11 protein-coding genes are annotated in these 15,184 nt (G+C 38.3%); 1 reads left to right on the top strand and 10 read right to left on the bottom strand.

Features of this window, described 5'->3' with window-relative positions; genetic code table 11:
- Positions 1-10: 10 nt before the first annotated feature.
- From G563_RS0132745 to ahcY, 10 genes are all read right to left on the bottom strand, one after another.
- Positions 11-1,111, bottom strand: a complete 1,101-nt coding sequence (locus G563_RS0132745; protein ID WP_028669052.1) for a glycosyltransferase family protein — start codon at positions 1,109-1,111, stop codon at positions 11-13.
- A 4-nt stretch (positions 1,112-1,115) separates the two neighbouring features.
- The gene (locus G563_RS36520) at positions 1,116-2,078 is read right to left on the bottom strand and encodes a hypothetical protein (protein ID WP_051211355.1); all 963 of its coding nucleotides are present in this window, start codon (positions 2,076-2,078) and stop codon (positions 1,116-1,118) included.
- Positions 2,075-3,106 carry a glycosyltransferase family 4 protein gene (locus G563_RS0132755; protein ID WP_028669053.1) on the bottom strand — a complete coding sequence of 344 codons (1,032 nt, stop codon included), beginning with the start codon at positions 3,104-3,106 and terminating at the stop codon, positions 2,075-2,077. Before G563_RS0132755 ends, G563_RS36520 begins: the two co-directional genes overlap by 4 nt.
- Before the next feature lie 94 nt (positions 3,107-3,200).
- On the bottom strand, positions 3,201-4,154 hold the full coding sequence (locus G563_RS0132760) for an FkbM family methyltransferase (protein ID WP_028669054.1): 954 nt from the start codon (positions 4,152-4,154) through the stop codon (positions 3,201-3,203).
- A 12-nt stretch (positions 4,155-4,166) separates the two neighbouring features.
- A complete protein-coding gene (locus G563_RS0132765; RefSeq protein ID WP_028669055.1) occupies positions 4,167-5,453 on the bottom strand; it encodes a lipopolysaccharide biosynthesis protein in 1,287 nt (428 codons plus the stop codon).
- Positions 5,454-5,624: 171 nt separating this feature from the next.
- Complete coding sequence (locus G563_RS0132770; protein ID WP_028669056.1) at positions 5,625-6,110, bottom strand: UpxY family transcription antiterminator; 486 nt, start codon at positions 6,108-6,110, stop codon at positions 5,625-5,627.
- Between the two features lie 8 nt (positions 6,111-6,118).
- The gene (gene gmd / locus G563_RS0132775) at positions 6,119-7,261 is read right to left on the bottom strand and encodes a GDP-mannose 4,6-dehydratase (RefSeq protein WP_028669057.1); all 1,143 of its coding nucleotides are present in this window, start codon (positions 7,259-7,261) and stop codon (positions 6,119-6,121) included.
- A gap of 889 nt (positions 7,262-8,150) precedes the next feature.
- Positions 8,151-10,508, bottom strand: coding sequence for a GumC family protein (locus tag G563_RS0132780; RefSeq protein WP_037328846.1), 2,358 nt, complete (start codon positions 10,506-10,508; stop codon positions 8,151-8,153).
- 68 nt (positions 10,509-10,576) lie between these two features.
- Positions 10,577-11,392 (bottom strand): polysaccharide biosynthesis/export family protein, encoded by an 816-nt coding sequence (locus tag G563_RS0132785; protein WP_037328848.1) that lies wholly within the window; start codon positions 11,390-11,392, stop codon positions 10,577-10,579.
- Between the two features lie 793 nt (positions 11,393-12,185).
- A complete protein-coding gene (gene ahcY / locus G563_RS0132795) occupies positions 12,186-13,502 on the bottom strand; it encodes an adenosylhomocysteinase (RefSeq protein ID WP_028669061.1) in 1,317 nt (438 codons plus the stop codon).
- Positions 13,503-14,005: 503 nt separating this feature from the next.
- Between ahcY and G563_RS0132800 the strand changes: the two genes are divergently transcribed.
- On the top strand, positions 14,006-14,812 hold the full coding sequence (locus G563_RS0132800) for a M91 family zinc metallopeptidase (protein ID WP_028669062.1): 807 nt from the start codon (positions 14,006-14,008) through the stop codon (positions 14,810-14,812).
- Positions 14,813-15,184: the final 372 nt, after the last annotated feature.

Below are 15,184 nucleotides of genomic sequence, written 5' to 3' on the forward strand. Positions count from 1 at the left end.
ATTAATTTTATCATTTTTCTAACAAATAAGTAACAAAAAGTTTAGACACATGTTCAACATCCCATTCTAAATAGGGTCTTGAGAACAAGTAGTCAGTGTAAGAATTTATTGCAGATTGATATTCTGGTATATAGTTTTCATTAGGAATTAAAACATCTAATTTATGTCGCATCATAGCAGCATACACGCCACTTTTCCCAAGATGTTCTTTGGGGGTTGCAGTCATACCTTTATCAATCATTTGAAATAAAAAAGAAATTTCATTTTCAGGCAAATTTCCTAGAATTATAACATGACATTTACCATAAAAATATTCTTTTAAACTATGTAATATTTTCACATCTGAAACGTTCCCAAAATGCAAAAATACAACTTGCTTTTTTGTATATTTCACTCTATTTATTTCTTCTTCTATTTTTATCTTTATATTTTCCGAGCTAGAAACATCACCAAATAGACCAATAATATATAAATCATTAACTTTTAAATTATACCTTTCAGAGAAATCATCAGCATATTCCTTATTCAGTTTCACAAATCTTATATTACTAAATAAGGGCAGTATATCGCTTTCAATTTTTTTACTTTTTAGAACTAACTGATATAACTTATTTGAAGTATTTACTTTTTCAGGAGCTAATATTCTTATTATACTTCTTGCGATATAACTTTGAAAAAGGCCATATATTTTATGTTTTAAAGGAGAAATTACTGTAATTCCTATCCACATTTCATGGAACATGATATGCCATTTTCTTCCAGGCCCAATCATCTGAAGTATTTTAGGCAAGAAAAAAGGTAATCCTTTGTTATGATAGCCATAAGGTACATATTGTAAACTTAACCACTCTGGATTTAATTCATTCACATATTTTTTTGCTATTTCTATTCTCTTATTCCAAGAAATACAACTCGGTAAACGTAAGGTATCTATTTCAGAATTTTGGTCTATTTGAATTTCGTATTTTATGATATTAATATGTTTATCATGCAAAGCAACAATACTCACCCTATGGCCTTGCCTTATCAGCTCTCCAGTCAATCGCCTTGTATAATCTCCTACGCCATCTTTTCCCAATTCTAGACTGGAACAGATAAAAATGATTTTCATACACTTAAACTCTCTTATAAAATCTACTCAAAAAGGTGCATACTTTTATTATAAATTTCATTCTTAGTACTTTAGAAGAAGGATAAGCACGGACTGGCTCTTCTGTAAACTCCCAAAAAATTTTATCAACTAATCTTGGCGGATTACCCTTTATTAAAGATAAGAATGGTTTAAAATTCCATGGTTTTGTTACCCCTAGAGCATGTGGCATAATACATAACCCATTTTCAAACCCCATAGCTTCTTTATGCAGAAAACTAAAATCAAAAAAAGAAGCTTCAATTGCTATATTTAAGGCGTCTTGATCAGTAGCACTAAAAGGAGCAAATGGGCCAGATACATTTAATGGTAATTGATGCCCTTGTAGTTTTGATCTATTCAACCCACCTACAGCACTAGCCATTAACTCTTGAGCCTTTTTCCAAGTGTCTAAAAAATTAATATATCTCGTCAAAAGTCCAACAAATCCTCCATTAACATAAATTGAAGATTTAAACATTAATTCAATTGGCGAGTTAAGATAATAATTACGCCAAGCTACGCGTCTAGGATGAAACTTTTCAAGGGGTGAATTTACATCTTCACAAAGTGTTATTCCACAATTAAGCCATTCTTCAAAAAAACTCCAAGGAGCATTAATAATTATATCGGGATCAAAATAACATATAGCATCACATGAATATTTATTCAATAATCTTAACATAAAATCTGGCTTATAATTAGTCAAATGATAACTAGTATCAAGTGGTAAAAAATGAATAACAAGATTTTCATTAACGGTTATCGTAGTAGCGCCATTCCACTGTAATAAATTATTTTCTATCGCATTTTTAGTCCAATGTGGTAGGTATCCTCTGTAACCAGCATATATATTACCCCTAAAGCCATGCTTGTATAGTGAATTAGCTAAAGAAACAACTCCATAATGATAATTCCCTTCAAAAAGTGTACAGACAATTGTATTCATAAATGACTACTATATACTTTAATATGTTCGGCAGCAACTTTATTCCAATTTAAATATTCCAAAGCAAATTGCCGCTGTTTTTTTGCAATATTTTGCCTAAAGCTTGCGTCAAAATAATATTTTGAAAATAGTTCAACCATATGAATATCATCATTGTTGGCTACTATTGGAAAAACATCTCCCCCTCCATAACTTCTAATTCCTCCAACATCAGTAGTGAGAACTGGCAGCCCAGTTGATATTGCTTGAACAATAGCTGTATTGGCGCCACTATCTTCCATTGGCATTAATAACAAACTTGAAGTTTGATAGAAGTTTAATAACTGTTCATCAGAGAGATTACTATGAAATTTAACATTATTTCTTTTAGACAAACTAATTAAAGCTTTACTGTTTCTAAAAAAGTCTGGGATAATAAAGTTATATTCAAATTTATTAGAAATATCTTTCTCAATTTTCAAAATTACTCTTTCTAACATATCAAAATTGCGAAGATAATGGCCAACTATAAGGATTTTATCATTTCTGGTATTTTCTATTTCAGAAATATCAAAAAAATCAATATCTACTCCATGAGGAATAAAATAAAATTTAGAATTATCAATATATTTATTAAACAATTCCATTTCTTCTTTATATAAAATAATACATTTATCAAGTTTTTCAAGGGAAGCTAGTTTACTCTCAATCCATCGTTCAAAGGGCTGATGTATAGTCCCAATCAAATTTTTATTTTTAAGATCAAATGAGTTAAATAAATGCAAATGGTTTTCTAAATATAAAATATGAGAAGCATCTTGCTTAGAAATATTTTTAACAAACCGAAAACCAGCTAATGCTTCATCGGAACGAACAAAGTTCCAATCATAATTTATTTTCAAAAATTTACCAAAAAACCTATTTACTTTAGTATCAACTGGCTCAACTAAATTGATTTTTGTAAAATCAGACATATAGTCAACTAAACATTCGTAACCAGAATATTTTCCAAACCAAGATACTTTATTTAACAAAAATCCTGTTTTCATACATCTAAAAACACAAAAAAGAGCTTACTAGCAAAATTTACTACAACTTGATATAAACAAAAAATAGTGTATTGATATTTTTCGGTTATATCAACTATATTTTACGGCTAGCATAAATCATGCCAGTTTCATTGTTATAATCATCAAATGAAAATACTTGATATTTATTCTTTACTAAAATTTCATTAATTTCATTCGGTCCTTTAAAATGCCATTCTATAAAAAAAGCGTAAATATATTTTAGAAGATCACAATCATCCAATTTTTTTATTATTTCATACTCACTACCTTCACAATCAACTTTAAACACAAATTTTGAAGAGGGATTAAGTTTAAGAATATCTAAAAAGACTTTATCAATTGCTACAATATTAATTTCTTGTTTCATTGAGAAAGATATTTTTTGTCTCAAATAATCAGGAACACCATCTTTTCCCATACTACCTCTAAAATCTGGAACATAATCAACAGTCATGGCTTTAGTTTCACCCCCAAGTCCATAATTATACGTATTTATTATTTTTTCAAATTTATTAATTTTAATATTTTTTATTGCTTGGTTATATGTCAATTCAAATGGTTCAAATGCAAATATTTTAGTTACATTTTTTTTAGAAACAAAATATAGGGATGTAATACCAACATTCATACCAATATCAAACAAAATATATTCATCATCTGTATTTAAATTATAAATACCATTAACAAAAACTTCATTTATTATAAAAAACTCTTCAGATGTTTGCAAATTAATTCTCAATCCATTTACATTAATATAAATATCGCCATTATCTTTATAGAACTTAGCGTCATATATATTAATCATTTTTTTTACAACATGATAGTTTTCAACAAAAAACACTTCTCTATTTAAATCAATATCAATATCTAATTCTATAAAACGTAGTTTGTTTTCTTTATAATTATAATCTATTTCTATTGGGTTTACACCAAACTTTGAAAAATATTTTTTATCTCTTCTATTATCGAAAGACTTAGATACTTTTAAGTTAAAAAATGAAAGTATTTTTTTTAATATTTTCTTCATGTTTCAAAAAATTTAAAGTGTTTTTATTTTATACATCCCGTAAAAGAAATTTATTAAGAACGCAATAGAATTCACAATAATACTATAAGTAATTATACCAGTCGTACTAGATACATCAATAAAAAAAATTAATAAAATATCTATTGTAAGAACTAAAGGTATACCAGTGAATGCGTTTATTACCCACCCTCTAGATACATACAGTCCATTTGAAAGACCAGACATTGTAGCTAAAACGCTTACTATCAAACTTAATATTAATTCTTTTTCTAGCTTATCGTAATTTTTTCCAAGAACACCAAGTATATACGGGGATAATTCTGCAAAAACAAAAATCATAACTAAAAAAAATCCAATAAGCCAAAAATGAACAAGAAAATAATACCTAAGTAAAACATTACTTTTACTAATTAATTTTGAAAATCTTGGTATTACTAAAGTAGAAAAAACTACCGTAAAAATATTTAAAATCATACCTATACGACCTAAAGCACTTATTTGAGCAATTGAGGTGGTGTTACTAAAAATAGATGCTATCCAAATTGTAATATTTCCTGAAAAGCAATAATATAAACTACTAGGCAGTATTTTCTTGACCATTTTTAAGATTTCATATTTATATCTATTGTCTGAGTATTTATAAAGTTCAACAACTGAATAAACTGTTTTTTTTAACATGAAATTCCCCCAAATTCGAGGGATAGCATTTGCTAATAAAGCTATAAAAGACCAAGGGTATAAAAATATCAACAGTCCAGTAAGCAATAAACGGCTTGCACTCACAGCCACTTGGTTTTTTTGTAATGGAACAACCTCTTGGTATAGTTTAGGGACAATCTGAAGTAAAGAATCTGACAATCCTGCAAAAAAAGCTGGAATCAAGGATGCAACAATCAGAATAGTCATTAACCAGCTTGCGCCATGAACTTGTAATAAGTAAACAAGTATAGGGATCAGTATTAATAAACTTACCAAAGCAAATTTTCGTCTCAAATCTAAACCTGTAGCTAAAACTAAGCCAAGTTGTTCTCTATCATGCCATACTTTCCCACCTTCTGCCATCACCCCTGCCGAGATACCTCCGTCAGCCAAAACCGTCATGGTTCCCAGCATGGTATTAGCTAGAGTGTACAATGCATACTCTTCAACGGGTAACAAACGAATAATCAAAATGCCACTCAACAACCCAGTAGCTTGTACCACTGCTTGCGCCCCGCCTGTAATAGCAATGAGCTTTACCCAATGCCACACTTTAGCAAAAGTAGGATGCGCTTGTAGTTGCAATACCAGTTGTTTCATATGCTTAAATAATCCCAAAAGCCTACGTTATTATTGGCTTTTCTGTAATTTATTTACGGCTTCGCCCTTTCAGTCCCATTTCTGTACCTACTCAAGCTATTTTTACTGTATTATTTTACTCCTCTGTGATACTCCGTGCCAAACTCGGCGCAACTCTGTGACCTAAAAAAGCTACACTACTACCGTCATCGTCTTAGAGACATCCACGGTCAGCATCATTTGTAAGCTTTCTAGCTTCAGCGTCACCAAATTCCCTTGTTGCCGCAATACTACCCCGCTCTGCTCCGCAAAACTTCCCGAATCAATCTTCAATACATCTCCCACCTGAAATTGAGTTACTTTGATACATTGATGAGGTACTTCATTGAGCATTTTTTTAATGGCATCAATTTCCTCGTCCCTCACTATGGCTGGCTTTTTGAGCCAAAACAAATAACGCACCACCCCCTGTACACCAAACACCTGAGCGCGTTCGTGTTCTTCGAGCTTCACAAAACAATAAGATTTAAAGAGCGGCTCTTCCACGACTTTGGTACGGTCGGACCAACGGCGCGCGGTCTTGAGCAAGGGGCAATAGACTTCTATTCCCCACTTGCGCAGCTGTTCGGCCACCAATTTTTCGTTTCGCGATTTTGTATAAAGCACAAACCAAGGCATACAATCTATTATTCAAAATAATTCAACACCCCAAAACCTTCTTTCAATAGCAATTGGTCTTTTTGGAACAATCGAAGGTCAGATAGCGCCATGTCTTCAATCAAGGTAGTGAGGGTATGTTTAGGTTTCCAGCCTAGTTTTTCTTGGGCTTTGGTGGGATCCCCTATCAATAGTTCTACTTCCGTAGGGCGGTAATAGCGCGGGTCGATGCGGAGTACCGTCGTTCCTTCGGCCAAATGCGGCCCTTTTTGTATCCCCAACTCCAACAAACGATTTTCATCTACTTGGGCAATCATGGCTAGTTCGTTTTCGGCTTCGCCTTCAAAAGCCAAAGTCACACCCAAGAAAGCAAAAGTCTGTCGGATAAACTCCCGTACGCGAGTAGTCACGCCCGTGGCTACCACAAAATCTTCGGGCTGCTCCTGCTGCAAAATCAAGTACATGGCTTCCACGTAATCTTTGGCGTGACCCCAATCGCGCTGTGCGTCGATGTTGCCCATGTAGAGACAATCTTGCAAACCCAACACAATCTTGGCCGCAGCGCGGGTGATTTTACGCGTCACGAAGGTTTCGCCCCGCAGGGGAGATTCGTGATTGAACAAGATGCCATTGCAAGCGTACATGCCATAAGCTTCGCGGTAATTGACCGTAATCCAGTAGGCGTACAGTTTGGCCACGGCATAAGGCGAACGAGGATAGAAAGGTGTGGACTCAGATTGAGGAACCGCCTGCACCAAACCATACAATTCGGAGGTGGAAGCTTGGTATATTTTGGTTTTTTGAGCCAAGCCCAGTAATCTAACGGCTTCCAATATACGCAAAGTGCCAATTCCGTCGGCATTGGCGGTGTATTCGGGTTCGTCGAAGCTCACTTTGACGTGGCTCATTGCCGCTAAATTATAAATTTCGTCGGGTTGTACTTCCTGAATGATGCGCGTCAGGTTGAGGGAATCGGTAAGGTCACCGTAGTGTAAGATAAAACGAGGGTGTTGTACGTGCGGGTCTTCGTAGAGGTGGTCGATGCGGTCGGTATTAAACAACGAACTGCGGCGTTTGATACCATGCACGGTATAGCCTTTGGAGAGCAGTAATTCGCTCAAATAGGCACCATCTTGACCCGTAATCCCCGTTATTAATGCTACTTTGGTCATTTGTTATTCGTTATCAATATATCCGTTAGATGTTATATTAATTAACACTCTCTACGGTTGTGTGGCTATTTCTTAAAAACTGTCTTTCTCAGTAAAAAAGGATAATAGATACCTGTTAGATGCTTTTACATCTTTTGTATTTTAAAGTGGTCATTCTCCACTTAGGCTTCCCTCTTTTAAGCCTTTTTGCAAGGCCGCCGTCGCGGCTAAATACCATTTTAACCGCTCATGACATACAAATTTCCCTTATCTGCCTCTTAGGTTTTATTTGGCAAAATAGGCTTTTAACGATATATTTTGTAGGGTAAGAACGGTAACGACTTAAACTTTTTAATGCTTGATAGAGGGTATCCCTCTCGCTTTTATAACACTAAGGTATATAAAAAAAAGATACCATAGTGCACATTTTCTAAAAAAAGTTCAAAAAAATTATCAAACGGCGTGTAAAATAGAAGGTTAGGGGATAAAATTGAACTTTTCCAAGGCATTTATCTGTATGCTTTTTGTAACTAATAGGAATAGGTCATTGAATAAGGTCATTGAAATGATATGTTGAATAGGGGTGCCTATGTATAGCCCCCAAAGGGGCATTTACCTGTGATTTCCCTATTTTCTTTGGTTTCAACCTCATCCCAACCCTTCTCCTTCCATGAGAAGGGCTTTAAAAGTCCCCCTCTCCAGAAAGGAGAGGGGGATTTAGGGGACGGTCGGCCGCTGCCGTGAGGTTGAACAGAGACCGAAGATAATTTGGTGATACCAGACTTTTTGAGACAGCCCCATTTACCTGTGATTTCCCTATTTTCTACCCATATACAGCACCTAAAGGCTACTTTTCGAGCCACTAGCCCCAGTGATTTATTTATTTTCCAATTACCGAATTAAGCAATTTTCAAATTTTCTTCTTCCACCGCTTCCACCAGCTGACTTTGTCTTCCTCCCCATAGTAGCCGTACCCGTAGCCGTACCCGTAGCCATATCCATAGGCACCACCGGCTTTGACGCCATTGTATACCAAGGAGAGAGAAGGCATCTTTTTTTCTTGGGCTAGCTGCGCTAGTGACGACAGTGCCGTTTTGGGTGTATGGTCGTGCCGTACCAAATAGAGCGTGACATCTACTAAGGGAGCGACCAAAAGCGCATCGGTCACGAGGCCGTGGGGCGAACAGTCGATAAGAATGTATTCAAATCGTTGCGAGAGCTCTTCTATCAATTTTTTCATGACCTCGCTTCCCAACAATTCGGCAGGATTGGGTGGCACGGGACCACTGGCGATAAAAGTCAGGTTTTCGACCCGCGTAGGTAAGAGGATTTCATCCAGTTTTTTACGACCAATCAGGTAATTGACCACCCCTACTTCGTTGGGAATTCCCAGATACTCATGTAGTTTGGGTTTTCGAATATCCGCATTGATCAACACCACTTTGTGGTTGGCTTTGGCCAAACTAGAAGCCAAGTTGAGCGATACAAAGCTTTTCCCTTCACCCGTAATGGTAGAAGTAATGAGGACTTTTTTAACCGCTTGCTCTGCCTTGAACAAGTAATTGAGGTTGGTACGTAAGATACGAAACTGTTCCACGATAAAATTACGCTTGTTGGTATCCAACAGCGGTCCATCCACTTCTTTGGGTCGCTGTCCAATTTCCCCAATGATAGGGAGGTTACGGGTTTTGTCTTCAATTTCGGCCCGAGACTCTATTTTGTCGTTGAGCATGGCCTTGACACTTAGCACGGCAAAGGGAACACCCAAACCTAACAGCAAGGCCGCAAGGTAAATCATGTTTGGCTTAGGACGCACGGGGCCAGGGCTACTGTAAGGCTCATCTACCACGCGGCTATCCGTAACGGTAGAAGCGTACGAAATCGCCGTCTCTTCCCGCTTTTCGAGCAACAACAAATACAGGCTTTCCTTGATGCCCTGTTGTCTTTTGATATTGATAAACTCCCTTTCTTTACGCGGAATAGTCCTAATAGCAGTTTCAAAACGACCATTGAGGCTTTTGAGGCTATTCCTAGTAATGATTAAGCTTTCTCGCTGATTGTTAATATTTTCGCGAATAGCAGCTTTTGTATTGGTAATTTGGGTATTAACTGTTTCCAGCAAAGGGTTGGCCGCCGCCGTGGTACGAGCAAGTTTTTCACGTTGATTATCAAGCTCATTGAGTTTGGTGAGCAAGCCTGTCAACACGGGGTCAGACACCATCAAAGTAGCGGGTGCCACTCCTAATTGGCTACTTTTTAAGTAGGATTCTACCCCTTCTAAGACTTTGAGTTGGATATCTACCTCGTTTAGTTTAGAATCATTTTCTTTGACTTTTTCCAAAAACAAATTGGCTTCGGCGCTCAAATCCGTGATACCTTGGCTACTCTTGTACGTTTCTACATCTTTTTCGACGTCTCCCAGTTCTCCCGTAATCAAACGCAGGCGGTCGTCAATAAACTGCATGGTATTGGTCGCTTCACGGTTTTTGTCGGCTAAGGCAGAGAAACTATAGGCTTCCAATAATTTACTGAGTACAGCTTTGCCCTTTTGAGGTAAGGCATCCTCAATCGACAAACGTAACACTGTGCTTTTTTGATTTACCAATTCAATTTGTAAAGCATTTTGGTAATGCTGAATCATGGCATCTTTAGAAGCAAAGCGAACCTGAATAAGGTCATTATCATGTCGATACAATGAATCAATCAAAAATACTCTAAAAGAGCCGTAATCGCTTTTTACATGTTGACTATATCCAAATTTGCCCTTGATAGTACCATCTTCATCTTGCAACTGAAACTCGTTTTTATTCAACACTTTAATCCACATGGGTTCAGCATAGGCCAAGGGAGTCAAAGTATTTGCTTGAACCCAAAGAGGGCAAGTGCCAAAAATTTCTTCTTCAGAACGTACTTTCCCTTTTTGGTAATAAGAAGTTGTTAATTTCAAATCATTCACTACCCGCTCTAGCATGGCCCGGGATTTGAGCAGTTCGATCTCATTTTCAATGATTTTATTGCTAGAATACAGCTCCAAATCTTTCAGTGCCTCACTGGTCGCCATTCCCCCTTTACTCTCATCTTTGATAAGTAAAACGGCGCTAATTTTATAAATAGGCACTTGTTGGCGTACGTAAAAATAGGCGCCTACCAAGGCAATCAAGGCCGAAATCACAAACCAATACCAATAACGGAGGTATTTCCAAAAAAATGCTTTAAAATCAAATTCTTCTTCTTGGTCTTCCCAATAGACCTGTTCTTTTATAGCCATTTGTATTCGTTTTTCACTGCTTGAGTCTATATTTTCCAAAGTCTTCCTTGTTAAGGGAGTTTGGGCTGCTATCTTCTAAAAAGATTCGCAACAACAAGAAGGGTAGTAACTATGCTTATGTAAATAGGCAACAACTGCAAACGCTGGTCAGTAGTAGTCACTTTGCCTTTGTTCATGTCTACATAAATGACGTCGTTGTTGCGCAAATAATAGTAGGGAGAGTTAAAAAAATCGCGTTGGGTAAGGTCAATACGAACCACTTCTCTTTTTTCGGCGGTGGTACGGATTAGCATTACATTTTTTCTTAGGCCATAGATGGTCAAATCTCCAGCAATAGCCATTGCTTCTGGTAAAGTAGTATGATTATCAATCAAGTTAAATACGCCCGGATTTCCTACTTCCCCCAATACAGAAAACTTATGATTTAGGAAACGAATATTTACGGTGGGTTCTTTTAAATAGAACAGTAGCTTTTGTTTAATCGTATCTGCCGCCTGTTCGAGCGTATAACTACTTATTTTTACGCGCCCAATTAATGGCATTTCTATTTTGCCCGTAGAATCTACCAAATATCCTAAAGGTTGCTGACCGGCCGCCATACCTCCCCCAAATTTAGACATAGTGATCCCATTCTCATTGGCGGTGTTAAATAGCACATTGGATTCTTCGCTCAAACTACTTACTACCACCGCCAAAATATCATCGGGTTGGATGCGGGTCACTTGGGGAGTAATGGGAGGCATCACTTGGTACGCTAAAGTATCTCGGCTTTGGAAATAAGTGATGTTACGCGTATCTACCCTTACACAAGAAGCACACAAAACAATAGCTAGGAGGTATATTCCTACTCCTAGGAGGTTTACTTTTCGGGAGATTTTAAACATAGAGCCGATTTGTATTTTTCCAAGAATATGCAAATATAGCCTTTATTTAGGAAATTCAATCTTTCAGGGCATTTTTGTTGTTCCCCCTCCCCTGCCACTTCTCCTAAATGGTATATTCTATAGTGGGATAAAACTTAAGAATGGTTTATATTTTGACAAATAAAAAAAAATATTTGCAAAACCCCCACGTTTGGCACAAAAAATTATCATACGGTAAAATAACCTCTATCCCCAGCCCTTTCTCCTTGCTGGAGAAAGGGAGAAATACAACCTCTATCCCCAGCCCTTTCTCCTTGCTGGAGAAAGGGAGAAATACAACCTCTATCCCCAGCCCTTTCTCCTTGCTGGAGAAAGGGAGAAATATAACCTCTATCCCCGGCCCTTTCTCCTTGCTGGAGAAAGGGAGAAATACAACCTCTATCCCCGGCCCTTTCTCCTTACTGGAGAAAGGGAGTTGGTTTGGTGGAAACAATAACCTCTAGTCACTGTTCTTTCTCATTGCGGGAGAAAGGGGGTTTTCTTGGGTGGGTGGAACAACCTCTATCCCCGGCCCTTTCTCCTTACTGGAGAAAGGGAGAAATATAACCTCTATCCCCGGCCCTTTCTCCTTGCTGGAGAAAGGGAGTTGGTTTGGTGGAAACAATAACCTCTAGTCACTGTTCTTTCTCATTGCTGGAGAAAGGGGGTTTTCTTGGGTGGGTGTTTTCTTTATTGCATAAACCTTACTGCTTAAAGCACAAAAAAAAGCCTCGACTTACGCCGAGGCTTTAGATATATTAGAATCGCTAACTTTCTAGTAACGATACAAATCAGATTTGAACGGTCCTTCTACCGTCACACCGATGTAGGCTGCTTGCTCCGCATCGAGGGTTTCGAGTTTTGCCCCGATGTGTCCTAAGTGCAATTTGGCCACTTTCTCATCTAAGTGCTTAGGCAAGATATAGACTTGTTTTTCGTATTTGCCTGGGTTGGTGTAAAGCTCAATTTGCGCCAAGGTTTGGTTACAGAATGAGTTTGACATCACAAACGAAGGGTGTCCCATCGCACAGCCCAAGTTTACCAAACGACCTTCGGCCAATACGATGATTTCTTTACCGTCTAGCGTATACAAATCTACTTGTGGTTTGATTTGCTCTTTGGTGTCGCCGTAGTTAGCGTTCAACCATGCCATGTCGATTTCGTTGTCGAAGTGGCCGATGTTACACACTACCGCTTTGTCTTTCATCGCTTTGAAGTGACGATCTTTGATGATGTTGATGTTGCCAGTCGCCGTTACGAAGATGTTAGCGCGGGTAGCGGCTTCATCCATTGTCACAACTTCAAAACCGTCCATTGCTGCTTGAAGGGCACAAATAGGGTCGATTTCGGTCACCAATACACGGCAACCTGCACCACGAAGCGATTCGGCTGAGCCTTTTCCTACGTCACCATAACCTGCCACTACGGCTACTTTTCCGGCCAACATCAAGTCGGTAGCGCGGCGAATCGCATCCACCAATGATTCTTTACAACCGTATTTGTTATCAAATTTTGACTTGGTTACGGAGTCGTTGACGTTGATTGAAGGCAAGTACAAGGTGCCATTTTTCATACGCTCATACAAACGGTGTACACCCGTAGTAGTTTCTTCGGATAGACCACCGATGCCTTCGATCAGCTCAGGGTAGTTGTCAAACACCATGTTGGTCAAGTCACCACCGTCGTCCAAGATCATGTTCAAAGGCTGACGCTCTTCGCCAAAAAATAGCGTTTGCTCGATACACCAGTCAAATTCCTCGGCAGTCATGCCTTTCCACGCATAGACCGAAATCCCCGCTGCTGCAATTGCGGCGGCGGCGTGGTCTTGGGTAGAGAAGATATTGCAAGAAGACCATGTTACTTCAGCACCCAAAGCCGTGAGGGTTTCGATCAAAACGGCGGTTTGGATCGTCATGTGCAAACATCCTGCGATGCGTGCGCCTTTCAAAGGTTTAGATTCGCCATACTCGGCACGGAGGGCCATCAAGCCAGGCATTTCGGCCTCGGCCAAACGAATTTCTTTGCGGCCCCAGTCGGCCAAGGTGATGTCTTTTACTTTGTACGGTACGTACGTTCCAGTTGCTGTTGACATGTGATATTGACAAGTTGTGTTATTAATTCCTAAACAAAATGCAAAATTAACAGGTAATTGCCAGAGATTGGCATTTTTTGGGGTAAGAAAATAGGCACTTGTTCTAAAAAAAGATATTTTTTGGCTAAGTATCCCCTATTTTACCCTTTTGTTTGGATAAATCATGAAGCCTAATGTCTTATTTTAGATAAATCATCTTTACCCCTCTATGGAATATGGGCGTGAAAAACGTTTTGATAAGCTACCGATATATAACCCCGCCGGGGCAGTAATTGGGGAGATGTTTTCTAGCATTATCAATGTGTAGCCGCTACGAGGTAGAAAAGGGATAAATTCCTTCATGGATTACCAATATATACATTCCTCCTTCTACTCAATCAGTGCCGCTGTTGGCTCATTTTGGACGTTGTTTTTCAACAAAACGCCCTACCTTAGAATACAGGCTGATTTGGAAAAAGGTTGAATTAAACCATTTTCAAATTATCTAATTTTCAAATTACCCCATGATTACTTCTTTCCAATACGCCCAAAATATCAAGGTTGCTATCGGCGACGAGCATGTTTTCAATACCGAATCAGATTGGAAAAAATTTGAAGCCAAAGTATTGCAAACCCTGCTCGAAATTATGAAATATAACTGGACTGGCTACGGAGTTATTCAAAGCATTAGAGAAATAGGCAAGCCGATTTTTATCACACCCACTCGTACCCAAGGCAATACTTGCGCCGAAGATTATCGAACTACCCCTGGCTGGAATGGCGGCATAAGAGTGGCGATAGCGCCTTCTTTTATGGATGGGGTCAACAAAGGCCCCGGTTCTAGTCCCGATGAGGTACTTTTACACGAATTAATCCACGCTTTTTCAATCATCAGTGGGAGTTATCAGAGGGGTACGATACTCATGCAGCAATTTGATTATCACACTATTGAAGAATTTGTGGCTATTGTACTGACTAACATTTACATCTCAGCCAAGAAAGGTACTCAATCGCTCCGCAAAGACCACCGGGGTTTTACCGCTCTGTCTTCTTCTTTGATTGACAATGAACAATTTTTATTGTTTAAAAACAATGATAGAAACCCCTATCCGCATTTGAGCAACATCAAAGAATTGACAGAACGAGGCGAAAAAGCCAAACTTTGTCGTCAGTTTGTGCGTCATGACGGAGGGGCGTTCAACCCCGTAAATTTTTATCTCAATCACAAACAACGACTTGATAGTCATTTTCAGCCAATGGATGCCCCTGATTTAGACCCTGCTTTACAAAAGCTATTGCGTGATTCGGAAAAGGCGCTAAAAAATCGGTAAGTGTAACCCCGGGGTAAATTACTTTAATCTCCTTTCGAAAAGGTGTAGCTCCTACGGAGCAAGGTACTTTTTATCGTATTCTTTTTGCTACCAATATGTAGCCCCTACGGGGCAAATGTCAAAAAAGTACTCCGTGCTACTCTGTGATAAACTCCGTGTAACTCTGTGGTACAACAATACTTTAATCTCATTTTGAGAATGTATAGCTCCTACGGAGCAAGCTACCTATTAATCATTTTGCTTTTCCTACCAATATGTAGCCCCTACGGGGCAAGTAAACCACTCTTGCTTTTCTAATGCCTTACTCGGTGACAAATTCATTTTGCTACCAATATGTAGCCCCTACGGGGCAAGTGAACCACTTTTTGCTTT

The sequence above is a fragment of the Runella zeae DSM 19591 genome, from assembly GCF_000423565.1.
Classification (GTDB): domain Bacteria; phylum Bacteroidota; class Bacteroidia; order Cytophagales; family Spirosomataceae; genus Runella; species Runella zeae.